The sequence below is a fragment of the Helicobacter sp. MIT 03-1614 genome (assembly GCF_000762925.2).
GTDB classification, from domain to species: domain Bacteria; phylum Campylobacterota; class Campylobacteria; order Campylobacterales; family Helicobacteraceae; genus Helicobacter_C; species Helicobacter_C hepaticus.
Genome location: NZ_JRMS02000008.1, coordinates 14,968 through 27,941, shown reverse-complemented (window position 1 = coordinate 27,941; position 12,974 = coordinate 14,968). Strand labels below are relative to the sequence as shown.

The 12,974-nt window shown below is 36.1% G+C and carries 12 protein-coding genes and 1 pseudogene; 7 read left to right on the top strand and 6 right to left on the bottom strand.

The genetic code is table 11. The annotated features are described in order from the left end of the window. Positions 1-9 precede the first annotated feature (9 nt). From LS66_RS06785 to LS66_RS06775, 3 genes and pseudogenes are all read right to left on the bottom strand, one after another. Positions 10-822, bottom strand: a complete 813-nt coding sequence (locus LS66_RS06785) for a site-specific DNA-methyltransferase (protein ID WP_081947907.1) — start codon at positions 820-822, stop codon at positions 10-12. 162 nt (positions 823-984) lie between these two features. Then, positions 985-2,014: pseudogene (locus LS66_RS06780) on the bottom strand (N-6 DNA methylase); the annotation flags it as partial. Between the two features lie 76 nt (positions 2,015-2,090). Further along, positions 2,091-2,807, bottom strand: coding sequence for an ankyrin repeat domain-containing protein (locus LS66_RS06775; protein WP_138091959.1), 717 nt, complete (start codon positions 2,805-2,807; stop codon positions 2,091-2,093). A gap of 210 nt (positions 2,808-3,017) precedes the next feature. On the opposite strand from LS66_RS06775, the gene LS66_RS06770 reads away from it, so the two are divergent. The 6 genes from LS66_RS06770 (at position 3,018) to LS66_RS06745 (ending at position 9,724) form a co-directional block, all read left to right on the top strand. Continuing rightward, positions 3,018-3,482: a hypothetical protein gene (locus LS66_RS06770; protein ID WP_034342503.1), complete on the top strand. Its 465-nt coding sequence runs from the start codon at positions 3,018-3,020 to the stop codon at positions 3,480-3,482. Positions 3,483-3,528: 46 nt separating this feature from the next. Beyond that, positions 3,529-4,041: a methylated-DNA--[protein]-cysteine S-methyltransferase gene (locus LS66_RS06765; RefSeq protein WP_034342501.1), complete on the top strand. Its 513-nt coding sequence runs from the start codon at positions 3,529-3,531 to the stop codon at positions 4,039-4,041. A gap of 52 nt (positions 4,042-4,093) precedes the next feature. Next, complete coding sequence (gene dndC, locus LS66_RS06760; RefSeq protein ID WP_231944796.1) at positions 4,094-5,797, top strand: DNA phosphorothioation system sulfurtransferase DndC; 1,704 nt, start codon at positions 4,094-4,096, stop codon at positions 5,795-5,797. Continuing rightward, on the top strand, positions 5,798-7,789 hold the full coding sequence (locus LS66_RS06755) for an AAA family ATPase (protein WP_034342497.1): 1,992 nt from the start codon (positions 5,798-5,800) through the stop codon (positions 7,787-7,789). It begins immediately after the preceding gene. Positions 7,790-7,835: 46 nt separating this feature from the next. Continuing rightward, the gene (locus LS66_RS06750) at positions 7,836-9,296 is read left to right on the top strand and encodes an FtsK/SpoIIIE domain-containing protein (protein ID WP_052057240.1); all 1,461 of its coding nucleotides are present in this window, start codon (positions 7,836-7,838) and stop codon (positions 9,294-9,296) included. 65 nt (positions 9,297-9,361) lie between these two features. Then, positions 9,362-9,724: a transcriptional regulator gene (locus LS66_RS06745; protein ID WP_034342494.1), complete on the top strand. Its 363-nt coding sequence runs from the start codon at positions 9,362-9,364 to the stop codon at positions 9,722-9,724. A gap of 32 nt (positions 9,725-9,756) precedes the next feature. On the opposite strand, the gene LS66_RS06740 is transcribed toward LS66_RS06745, so the two are convergent. The 3 genes from LS66_RS06740 to LS66_RS06730 are packed head-to-tail and all read right to left on the bottom strand — an operon-like array spanning position 9,757 to position 11,510. Beyond that, positions 9,757-10,341, bottom strand: a complete 585-nt coding sequence (locus LS66_RS06740; RefSeq protein ID WP_034342491.1) for a TetR/AcrR family transcriptional regulator — start codon at positions 10,339-10,341, stop codon at positions 9,757-9,759. Then, complete coding sequence (locus tag LS66_RS06735) at positions 10,338-10,751, bottom strand: hypothetical protein (protein ID WP_034342486.1); 414 nt, start codon at positions 10,749-10,751, stop codon at positions 10,338-10,340. The genes LS66_RS06740 and LS66_RS06735 overlap by 4 nt, the downstream gene beginning before the upstream one ends. Next, entirely contained in the window at positions 10,752-11,510 is a 759-nt protein-coding gene (locus LS66_RS06730) for a DNA alkylation repair protein (protein ID WP_034364700.1), read from the bottom strand. A gap of 182 nt (positions 11,511-11,692) precedes the next feature. On the opposite strand from LS66_RS06730, the gene LS66_RS06725 reads away from it, so the two are divergent. Further along, positions 11,693-12,961 carry a hypothetical protein gene (locus LS66_RS06725; protein WP_034364703.1) on the top strand — a complete coding sequence of 423 codons (1,269 nt, stop codon included), beginning with the start codon at positions 11,693-11,695 and terminating at the stop codon, positions 12,959-12,961. Positions 12,962-12,974 lie beyond the last annotated feature (13 nt).

Below are 12,974 nucleotides of genomic sequence, written 5' to 3'. Positions count from 1 at the left end.
CTTGGAAATTCATTCAAACAATCCTTCCTCTTTTTTAATTGTTTCCAAAAAACGATTTTTTGAGAGTTCGCAATAAGTGGAATCTAGTTCAATGCCTACAAACTGACGTTGATTAAGATAAGATTCTATCATCGTTGTGCCACTCCCACTAAAAGGGTCGCATACAACATCGCCCACAAAGGAAAAGAGCTTGATACAGCGGCGTGGTAACTCTCTAGGGAAGGGTGCAGGGTGTCCAATGCGCTTTTTAGATTCTCCATTGAAAGTCCATAGCCCATTAGTCCAATCCATAAATTCCTGCCTTTGTATATCACTTTGTCCTTTGTATCGTTTTTTCCACTCGCCCTTATATAGCACAAGGATTAGCTCCACAGGGGCAATCACATAAGGAGCAGAAGCAGAGAGCCAACTCCCCCACGCAGTGCGCCTTGAAATGTTGCCCTCATTCCATATTATCGTGCTGTGATATTTCCAACCCACTTTTTTGGCAATTTGTGTTAAATCCGCTCCCACACTTTGTTGTCCGCCCTTATTTTTATCCAAAGGGATATTAAGACAGAATCTTGCTCCATTTTTTGCCCAAAAATAGCAGTTTTTTAACCAAATCTTACAAAATTCTAAATATTCTTTATAGTCATTAGAATCTGCATTGGAATTGTATTCTATCCCTACATTATAGGGAGGAGAAGTAATGATTAAATCAAGAGTTTCTTTTTGTAAGAGTTTTTTATTTAAGATAGAATCTTGAAATAATGCAATGTCTTTATAATGAAATATAGTATTATCTACATTATTGAGCATATTGTGGGTACTTATGGTCATTTATGCTCCTTAATGCAATATGCTTTTACAATTTTTACAAAAAAAGCTTTAATTTGCGTTTGTGGCATTCTCACTTCTTAGTTGAATTTCGTTCATTATTCTAACATTATTAATTTTAATTTGGACAAATTTTGCCATTTTTCTAGTTTCCCAATCCTCATAATGCTCCCCTAGCAAATCTTTAAAATATTGCATTATATCCTCACTTAGAATATTATTTTCACTTGCTTTGATAAATGCAGATTCTAAGGCTTGAAATTTTTTAAAATCTATCAAAACATCACAATTTCCTAGATAATAAGGAATATGCTTGATGATTTGCTTAAACACATCAACATAACAATAAAGGCTATATTTATCTTGTGTAACATACACCGCATTTGCAGTATTTTTGCCTATAAATGTTTTAGAACGGCGGAGGGCATTAATATCACGCAGAGTATAAAACATCCCCACTTTGTGCCTTGAATCCACACGATTTTTATTTGGATATTTATCAATATATTTTGCTATAAATCAAAATCCATTCCTTGATTGTCTCTTTCATACAAGGTAATAACAATAGGAAAAAATCCCAAAGATTTAGGGCAAAAGATTTGTGAGCTAATGATTGTAGAATCTATCAAGCGATAATGCTTGATAAAACTTTTTAAGGATTTAAAGTTTGATTCCTTAATCAAATAAGAAAGCGGGTGAAGCACACAGATATAATCAGCTTTTAATATATCAAATGAACGTAAAAAGCTAATACCTATATTCGTGCTTTAAGATGAGAATCCACAGGGTTAGAATCTGTACTTTTTAGGCGATTTTGCACGATAGAGGTTTTATCGTTATAGGGCGGATTGCCTACGATGATGAGTTTAGAAGATTCTAAAATATTAAACTTTTCTCTTGAGACATTTTGCAAGGAGTTTGTATGAAGGAATAAAGGTGCAATGGCATAATCTTTAAAAATTTTTTGAGCCTTTTGCAAGGCTTGTTTATCAATATCTACGCCAATATTTTGCTTAAAACCCTCTAAATTTAAAAAACTCCCATAACCACAAGAGCTATCAAGCAAAACATAATCTTTTATATCAATTTTAGCATTTAAAAGCATTTGATACACAAGGCGCGTGATAGAATCCGGCGTGTAAAAACTCCCTTGATTAATTGTTTGGATTCTATCTAAATGTGCTTGGGCTGTCATTTATTCTGTTCTCGCTTTACTCTCAATGGTTGAATATTGCAATAAATATGCTAATAGATATTTTTAAGCTTCAGATTTACAAAGCACAAAGTTCTTTATAACTTTTTGCTCCCGCTTGTTTTAAGCTCTCTTTCTCTTTTTGGTTTAATGCCATATCTAAAACGCTTTTTTGGTTATCTACCGCATTTACATCTGCACCAAGCGCAATGAGGGCTTTTATTGCCTGTATTTTAGGGGAGGAGCTAGAGAGAAGTAGAATCATTAAGGGCGTTTGGGAAATTTTATGCTTACCTATTTGAACCTGTGTCCTTGTATCAATGTTTGCGCCATATTTGCAAGCAATTTGAATCTTTTCTATCTCTTGATTGGCAGCACAACGATGTAAGAAATTCCAGCCGTCCCTGCCATAGTCTTCAAACTCCGCTTCTCTCTCAAGTAAAAAGGAGATGATTTGTGAATCTTGCCCACCCACATCAACATAATATTGCAGAGCATTGCCCCAGCCGTCATTATCATTTGCCTTTAGCCCATATTGGAGCAAAAACTCTAAGATTTGAAAATCTTTTGTCCTATCACACACCAAACAAGCATTTCTAAGTGTGATAGCAGCGTTGAATATCGGTTCTTCCTCATCATCAAAATTTGGGTCATAAAAAAACCGCTGCGCGTCATAATATTGTAAAAATTGTTTCAATTTGCTCAAATCATTTGCTTTGATAATCTCCCATAGCTCATTTTGCAAATCATCTTTATCTTTATGGCTAAGACTTTTTATCTCTTCTAATGGCATCATCTCTTAATCTCCGAGTCAAAAGTAACCTCGCATTATAGCAAAAAAAAGTCTATAAATGCTGCATTTTACTAGCAATAGTGCAAATCTAGTCCGCAAAATGCTATTGTAGAGTGGATTCCCTAATTTTATACAAAGTGCAATCCTAGCCTTAAAACACAAGCTATTTAAATATATTTTGGTAAAATTTTCTTAAGTTTAAGGAGAGGCGCAATGAAGAGATTAATGATATTATGTTTTGTTAGCTTCGGCTTGATAGATGCTGCACAGAGGCTTGATATACAATGTGAAGTAGGATATAGAGAGAAAATATGTGGTGATGATTATTCTTGCGAAGCTTCAAAGTGTTGGATAAACGACACAGATATTCTCACTGCGTTTAGAAATGATTTAAGGTTTTGGATAGAAAGCGCACAAAGAAGAGAAAGGGCTAATGAACCACAAACACAACTTTATCAAAAAGCTTTGTTGCAAGATTTACCAAATATCCAAACTACAAAAAGAGTAGAAATAAAAAACAAGTATGGTCAAACTTGTTTTATGGATATAAAGCGTCCAAATCAAAACACTTTGGAAATAAGGTATAATGACTGCTCTGATGAATCAGATTTTAAGAAGACATATCAACAAAATGGACAAAAAGTAGAAATTATAGAAGACGGGGATAACGGAGCTTAGGAGCAAAATCGTTTCATCATTACCTTTGATTATATGTGGAGTTTTAATGATTTATACGCAGCAATTCCACTCACCGCTTGGCACAATCGCACTTGCAAGTGATGAAAGCGCACTACTTGGCTTGTGGTTTGAGGGGCAAAAGTATTTTACATTGCCAAAAGATTGTGTGCGGGAGCAAACGCCGATTTTAGCCCAAACGCAACAATGGCTAGAGATTTACTTCAGCGGAGAGATTCCACATTTCACTCCGCCTCTAGCTCCACTTCACACGCAAAGCACACCCTTTAGAGAATCTGTATGGACAATCTTACGCACAATCCCCTATGGACGCACGATAACTTACAAGGAGATTGCGCAAACTCTTGCTTGCCAAAGAGGCATAGCCAAAATGTCCGCTCAAGCTGTGGGCGGTGCAGTAGGAGCAAATCCTATCGCGCTACTTATCCCTTGCCACCGAGTGATTGGGAGTGATAAAAGCCTCACAGGTTATGCGGGAGGTTTGAAACGCAAAGAGTGGCTATTAGGGCTTGAGAGGGGATCCCTAAAGGCTATCAAGTAACGCGCAATTTAGGTAATTAATGCTATAATACACTTTTTGAAGGGATAAAAAAATGAGAAATATCATCGTGAAAAGTTTATCACTTTCTTCGTTGCAAGAAAGGGGATTATCTTATTTTAATCTCTTTGATATTCGCACAACTCAAGCCTTTTTGAGCGCTCATTTGCAAGGTTCATTCCACGCAAAAGATGAGGAAGAAATTATGAGCTTCTTAAGCGGACAATTTAATAAGGCAAAACACACTCTTACAAAGCCTCTCCTCATCGCCTGCTTTAGCTCTAAAAAATCTAAAACCCTAGCCCAAAATATCATTCAAAATCCAAATTTTATCTCACTTTATCCCTTAAATACAATTTACTATTTAGATTGTGGGATAATGGAAGCCTTTGAAAATGGCTTTGAGCCTATCTCAAGCCCACAAAGTCCTAAAAATAAATTTTCACTCATTCAATCTACCCTAGAGGAGCTAAAAACTAAATTTCTCTCCTCAAAGCGCACTTGGGTCGTTGCCTTTAGCGGTGGTAAGGATTCTACTTGTGCGCTGCAGCTTGTCTATGAAATGCTCGTCTCTTTGCAGCCACATCAAAGGAGGCAGACTTATGCCATTGCTTCAAATACTCTTGTAGAAGCCCCACATATTGATAGATTTTTAAAAGAAGTAATCCATTCTATCAATTCCCACGCAAAGAAAAACAATATCCCCTTTGAAATCTTGCAAGTTAGCCCAAGCTTGAAAGATGATTTTTGGGTCAATCTCATTGGCAAAGGCTACCCTAGCCCGACAAGAACTTTTAGGTGGTGCACTGATAGACTTAAAATCACTCCGGCTAAAGCAGAAATTGCCAAAATCACACAAAAATATGGCTCGGCTCTTTTGATACTAGGTTCAAGAAAGGCAGAATCAAGCAATCGCAAAAAATCCATAGAAAAACGCATCTTAAATGAAGAGGGTTATTCCCAACATCACGACTTCCCTGATACACTTACTTTTTCGCCCATTGTAGAGTGGAGCACCGATGAAGTATGGGCTTATCTTAGCACACATAAGCCTTTGTGGGATAAAGACCATAGCGAATTATTTTCACTCTATGCCAAAGCAAGTGGTGAGGAGTGTCAGTTTATCACAGATTTAAGTCAAAGCAGTTGTGGTGGCTCAAGATTTGGTTGCTGGGTATGCACGGTGGTAAATGAGGATAAATCAATGCAGGGTTTTATAGAATCGGGGCAAGAGAATCTAAAACCCCTCAATGAATTTAGAAATTACATTAAAGATTTAAGGGAGGATTGCAATGCAAGGGCAGATTACAAACGCGATGGCAGAGCAGTGTATAAGGTTGGAGGACTTGGACCCTTTTTAAGCCATATTCGTGTGGAGATTCTAAAAAGGCTTTTACAAACAGAGCAAGAATTTATGCGAAATGGTGGCAGTGAGCTAATCACAGATTCGCAGATTGATGCGATACAAGAGCAGTGGAGCAAAGAATTTGATTTTGAAAACAAAGCAATACAACTAGCACAGGAGGTAGGACGAATGAAAGATGAAAAATTAAAACAAAGCAGAGTTTTACATAAGGAGCTTTTGGCAGAAGTAGCGGACAGGGTGGATTCTAAAGAGCTAGAGAATCTCATTAGCACTTGCATAGACATTTATAATACCACAGGTTTAAGGGGCAAAAATAATGCTTCAAGCAAGATAAAAGAAGAGATAAAAAAGCTTGTAGAGGATAAAACGAGCAAACAAAAGCAGGAGGCATAAATGTTTATATCAAAAATCACAATTTGCAATCTTTTTGCCTACTATGGAAAAGTAGAGGTGGAATTTAAAAAGTGTGAGGAAAAAAACCTTTATTGCATTTATGGCAATAATGGCTTTGGTAAGACGAGCTTTATCCGCTGTGCAAAGCTTTTGTTTTTAGGGGCTGGAGTAATGAATAATGAAATCTCTCCTGTTATTTCAAGATTTGCTCCAAAAGGCTTAAGCTCCTCACAATTTATTAGGGGAATAGGGGAGAAATGGCTTGGCATTCTGAATAAACCTGCATTGCAGTCTTTACAAGAAGAATTTTATATCATTTTTGAAGGCACTTTTGAGGGTAAGAGATTCCATATTAAGCGTAGTTTTGAAAATATTTATGAAAGCATTGAGGAACATTTAAGCTTTAGTCTTGATAATGAAAGCTTTACGAGCGAGGAAGCTCAAGAGAGAATCAACAAGATAATGCCTCCAAATCTGATTGAATTTTTCTTTTTTGATGGCGAGGAATTAGAAAAAATAAGTGAAAATCTACGCAAGGGATTTAGAGAAAAAATAGAGGATATTTTGCAAATCAAACCACTTGATATAGCAATAAACCAAATTCAAAAATATAAAACTGAATTAAGAGATAATGAAAATAAAAACAAAGACAATGCCTCTTTGCTTGCACAAAAGAGAAAGGACAAAGAAAGTAAGGAAATAGGTATCTCACATTTAAAAGATAAAATTAAAGATTGTGAAAAAGAGATAGAGGAAAAGTCTGATTTGCTTTCGCAAAAAATAAGACAAATTGATAAGCTTGGCAGTGATTTCAGCAGAGAAAAAGCTGAACTAGTAAGTGAAAAGGATATGCTTGATAGTGAGCTTATTAATCATAAAGAAAATTTCAAAGAAAGCGTTAAAGGTGTTATTTTTGCTGCTAATGAAAAGCTGATTAAAGATTTAAATGAGGAAATTGCACGATTGGAAACGAGCAAATCCAAACAAGATATAGAAAGTTATAAGAAGCTTTTGCCAGAATTAAAAGAACTAACCAAAGAGGAGTTAAAGCACTTGGAAATGCCTGAATATTTTGATGTGTTTGATGAAATTTTAGAAAATTTGCCACAAAAGTTAGAGCAAAAAAGCTTCTCACATTCCTTTATTACTTCTGCTATGCTTTCACCCTTAAAAGAGAATCTTGCAAGAATTGAACATATTGATTTGGCAAAAGATATTGACGCAATTAAACATATCAAAAATAAGCTTTATAAAAATAAAACCTTACAAGATGAGCTTATTAGTGATGAGGACATAAGAGGAAGGCAAGAGTTGCTAGAAAAAGAAAGGCAAACCTTACAGAGTGAAAAACAACAAAAAGAGAAAGAAAAAGAAAGCCTAAAAGATGAGCTAAGAAATTTGGAATCCAAAAAGGAGCAGATTGATAGAGAGATTTATTTTTTAGAACAAAATATTAATACAGAGCGCATTGATAACAAACTAAAAATTTTAGAATCTTTGCAAAAAAGTATAGAAAAATATAAAGAAAAGCTTACCCATAAATTAAGAGGAGAGCTTCACTTGCTTATTTTGAAAAATTATCAGAGCTTATTATCAAATGATAATGTGCGAGAACTTAAGATTGATGAGGATTTTGAGATAGAGCTAAAAGACGAAAATGATGAGCAAATCATTGTAGAAAACCAAAGCAGCGGACAAAAGCAGATTCTAGCGATTGCAATTTTTTGGGCTTTAAGCAAATTATCAAACTCTAATCTACCCATTATCATTGACACGCCTTTAGGGCGAATTGATAGTGAGAATAGAAAAAACATTATACAAAATTATTATGCAAACAATGTGCAGGTGATTCTTTTACCTCTTGATTCTGAAATAGGCTTAAAAGAATATGAATATGCAAAACCTCATCTAGCTGGGCTTTACAAGATAGAAAATCCAGCAGACAGACACCACGCTTTTATTAAAAAAGCGGACATTAAAGAGATTTTATAAGGGGATACAATGGCAGATTTTAATACAAATAAAAGAGAAGAGCCTTGTGATAGAAAAGGTTAAGAAAGGCTTGGGATTTGAAGAAAATGAATTTGCTAAATACAATGTGCTTAGAATCGCACTTGCACTCGCTTTAAATTCTCCAAAATTTTCATTAGATTCCTCATTTTGGGCACAAAAAAGATTAAATGGTGAAAAAGATAAAGAATATCATTTGGAGCAAATTACAGGCAAGGGCAAGGACAAAAAAGAGGATTTTGATTTGCTTATTCGCTCAATGCTGTATATCAAGCACAAAGAGGAGTTGGATAGGGACAAAAAAGATATTTTCAGCAATGAAAAAGAATATTTAAAGATTTTAAGCCGCTATATCCAAAGGGGACTTTATGAGCTTAATAATACCTATAAATCAAGTGATTGCTTTTATCAATGGTGTTTGGATAATTTGCATTTATCATCAAAGCAAGAGGAGCAGACAAAAGAAAATCCCAAAAATAATGATGTGGGTTACTTTCCTAAACTGCAAGATTATTTCAAAAAACAAGGAATTGGCATTAGGCTAGTGAATGAAGAGGATTCCTATCGGCATCATATTTGCAAAATTGAGCTTTTGGATTCTGCTAAGATTCAAGCCTTTAAAACAAAAAGTCAATATCTTGATGATGAGTTAGGGCAGAGCATTTACATTGAACAAGTTAAAGGCATAAGTAGAACATATAGCATTCAGATTCCAAAGCAACAGTGGCAAACACTTGGTTTGTCCGAATTGAAGCAAGGCTTAGAAGTCTTGCGTAAGCAAAATTTTGAACTTGGCGTTTTTGCTGGAATGAGTGTGGATAAAAAGCCTGTTTGTTTTGATTTAAAGACTGCACCACATTTGCTAGTGGGCGGGACTTCAGGAAGCGGTAAGTCAAAACTTTTAAAGGTCATTGTTCTTTGTTTGTTGCAAACGCCAAGTGTAGAAATTACAATTATTGACCCAAAATTTGGGTCGGAATTTGTGGAGTTTAACAATGCAAATAATGTAACACTTTTCACCCAAAATGAAGCGGAAGAGTGCGTGGAGCAATTTATAAAAGAAATGGAATCACGCTATGAAAGAAAATCTAAGGGCGAGAGCTTTGAGAGTATGCCTTATAAAGTGCTTGTTATAGATGAATTGCGTAACTTAACAAGAGGCAATAAATGCTTAATTGATAAGCTTGGAACACTTGCCGAGAAAATGAGGGGCTGTAAAATGCACTTTGTGCTTGGCACTCAAAGACCAGATGCTCAAAACTTTAGCGGAGATTTACGTAGCAATGTCCCAAGTCGCATAGCCCTCAAGGTGCAAAAAAGCACAGAATCTAAAATTATTTTAGATGAAATAGGAGCAGAAAAACTCACAGGCAATGGAGATATGCTTATCAAACTTGGCGATGGTAGCAGCTTACAAAGAATCATCGGCATATACCTTACAGAAGAGGAAATACAAAATCAACTTAAAGTTGATAAAATCCACTCTTAGTGCAAGAAATTAAGCTATAATCTGCATTCTAATCTTAGAGTGTTACATTAAAGTTAGGAGTTTGTATGCCCACAAGTGAGAGCTTTAAGGATTTTGTGTTAGAGAATCTTAAAAGCGCATTAGAGGATACACCTTATCACTTTAGCGCTAAAAAGATGTTTGGCGAATACTGCATTTATGTGATTGATAGGGGTGAGAGTGTGCCTAAGCCTATTTTCTTGCTTTGTGATGAGATGCTTTTCGTCAAGCAATTTGAAATTCTAAAGCCCCTTTTAGAATCCGCCCCGCTTGGATTTCCTTACGCGGGGGCAAAGGAATCTTATATCCTTGATGTGGATTCTTATACGACTTTAAGAGAAGTTGTGCTTACCCTTGCTCCCACTCTGCCTATGCCAAAGCCCAAAAAGCCAAAGAAAAATAAGGCTTAAGAGCAAAAGACAACCAACTTCCACCCCATAAATCAAGCTTTCCTAAACCCGCTCACAAATTGTGTAAGAGTAGCTAGAAGTTTCTTTTCTTGCTTCTTTTTGAAGTTTGCACAAAATTGCAATGCTAGCTCATTGAGCGCACCAGAGAGCGCAAATGTCATCAACTGCGTATCTACTTCTTCACGCAAATAGCCTTGTGCCTTTAGCTCCTCAATATGCGCTTGCAACACACTCATTGAATGCTTCGCATCAACGCTTCTCCACACTTCCCAACCAAGCACAGCGGGTGCATCAACTAATAATATCTGCCTATTTTCCTTTGCATTTGCCGCTTTGATAAACCCCACACAGCCTAATATCAGCTGCTCCCACGCCTCATCACTTTTCAAAGCCTGTTTTTCTATCTGCGCGGCAACCTCTTCTTGCACACTCTCTAGCACAGCGACAAAAAGCCCTTGCTTGTTTTTGAAATGATGATATACCGCCCCGCGCGTTACATTTGCTTCTTCTACGATTTTTTCTAGTGCGACATCAAAGTAACCATATTCCGCAAAATGCGCTCTTGCAACGCTTAATAAGACGGAGGTAGTTTTGCGCGTAGCTTCTTTATTTGTCATAATACACCGCTAGAATCATTGTTTAAAAACTCCGCACTTGGCGGCAAAACTTCAATAATATCAATCAACACATTATTTGGGTCTTTTATGATAAAATGTCGCCACCCCCAAACCTCATCTGCCAAATGCGCTACGATAATGCGTTCATCTTTGCTTTTGATAAAATCATACACTTGTGTGGCATTTGCTACCTCAAGATTAACGAGGATTCCATTCGCATTTGCGCGATAGAGTGCGGGTATGCTTTCGTGAGTTACATCAATCAAGGCTAACTCGCCACCATCAGGGTGAGATAAGTTAATATACCAATCACTTGAAAAGTTTTGCGCAAAGCCCAAATAAGTTTTGTAAAATAGGCTACTTTCTTGAAGTCTGTCTGTCATTAGGACGGGATAAATACTCTGTGCCATTTATTTTTCTCTCTTTCTTTTTTGTTGATTTTTATTTTGATTTCTCTCTCCGTGTTTGATAATCCACTCACACGCCTTACTCACCCCACTTTGTCGCCATTGTGCGATGAGAGCTTGCGCTTTTAGCGGTGCTTCTTTATACAAATCATTGAGATTATTCCCCACGCTTTTTTGCACAAACTTTTGCGAGTCATCTTTTAAGTTTGTCAAAATCATCGCATACTTTTCAAATTCATCAAGCGCAACAAGGAGCTTTGGCGACCAAGGCAGGTGGATTCTCACGCCCTCACTTGCGAGCCTGCGAATATGCACATTACTATCCTTGCTCCATAAAATGAGTTCGTCCATTACTTCCTTTGGGTGCTCTCTTAGAATCGGGCGGATAGCGTATTCACCTGTAAATCGCTTGGTAAGCTCTTTAATAAAGCTTAGGGAAACTTGCCAATTTGTATTGCCATAGCGTTCCACATAGCGTGAAATAGGAAACAACCAATAGCCAAAGCTAAACATTCCCTCCGCTTTTTCTAGCTCCTCGCCAAGTAGATGAAAAAAGCTTTGAATGTTTTGAGTATAATCGCTCCCCATTGTCTTAACCATTGCATCAACGATACAATCTAATCTTGCAAAGAGTTCTTTATCCTCTAAATTACCCCGCAACATTGCACAAAACTTTTGCGCTTCAAATTGTGGCATTACACTTAGAATCTTTTGGGATAACTCCACGATGTAGGCATCATTATAATGGTCTTTGTGTTTCACCTTTTCCCCCTAAATTTTATAATACTATAACATACATACATTCTGTATGTCAATATGAAGAGATAAAATCAACAAAAATAAGAATAAAGATTGGGCAAAAGAGGCTATTTCAAACTTTTTAAAGAGAGAATAGTATTCTTTTGATACAATGCCGCTTTAGACATACGCAAAAAGGAGAAAAAATGAAAAAGATTCTTTGTTTTATTTGTTTGGTAACTTTTACTTTTGGCCTTGATTTTGACAAACTAGGGTTAAATGTAGAATTATTAAACAATAAGGATTATACGCAAGCAAAAGCTTTATTAAAAGGCTTGGAATCTCGTGCAAAGCAACGCGATTTGAGTTTTGAGGATTATCAAAAATTAGAAGCATTAATGCTGTGTGAAATGTCACCTTTTGAGGATTGCGTAACACCGGGATTTGTTACTAATGCAGCTTATTTCTTCACTAAATTTATGGCAAAAGAGTTTGGACATTTATTTGCAGAATATGGAATGGGCTCGAATATGGGATATGAAAATTTTGAATATAAAAAAGAATATTATCTTTACGATGAGATTGTATTTTGGTTTCCAATAAACAAAAATAGCCCTTCACAAAAAGAGGCGTATGAAAACTTCCTTTTTATGAAAAAGCATTTTAAAATAGCAACAGAAATAGATGATAATGGTAAGAGAAAAAAAATTTGTCACTATGTTACTGCAGAAAGCGGAGAGTGTAGGTTTGTCCCTAAAAAGCCTCTTGTCTTGCGAGGAGTGCTAAAAGCTATACAAGATTTCCACTTGCAACCTGCAAGACTAGGGTCTTGTGATGATGGCTCTTCTCCTTATATTGCCTTTGAACCACATAATAAGAATCTTGTTTTTGCATTTGGAGAAGTTGATTTAACATATAACCAAACTTATTATAATCTTTTTGCGCCACTTTTGCCAGAGTGGTATAAAGAGGGACTTGGTGGGAGTGTGAACTTTGAAGTAGAGCTAGAACTTGAAAGCGTAATGCCGTGGAAGTTTCCAGCTTGTGCTGCCGGAAATTCGATACAGATTAAGAATATTAAGATTCTTAAAAAGATTTCAGAAAATCCAAGCCAAAAGAAAGATTATGAAGATAACGAGTATTATAAAGTAACCCTTAATACTTCGGATAACTATGTGAATCTGCGCAATAAGCCAAATGGGAAAATTCTAGCGCAAATTTTTACAAAAGATAAAGAAAACATTAAACTTATCAATCTCTCAAATATGCTTTGGAGTCTAAATAAAATAAGCGAGTGGCAAAGACAAATTGGCTATAAACAAAAACTAGATTTTCAAGATAGCCAAAAGCTTGGACAAGAATGGGTAAAAGTATTGTATTTCCCACCCAATGTGCAAAAGATTAAAGATGCAAAAATTGGCTATATCCATAAATCACAGATTGAAATAACACCTCATATAGCAGACTTTTACTAATAAATCTGCCTTA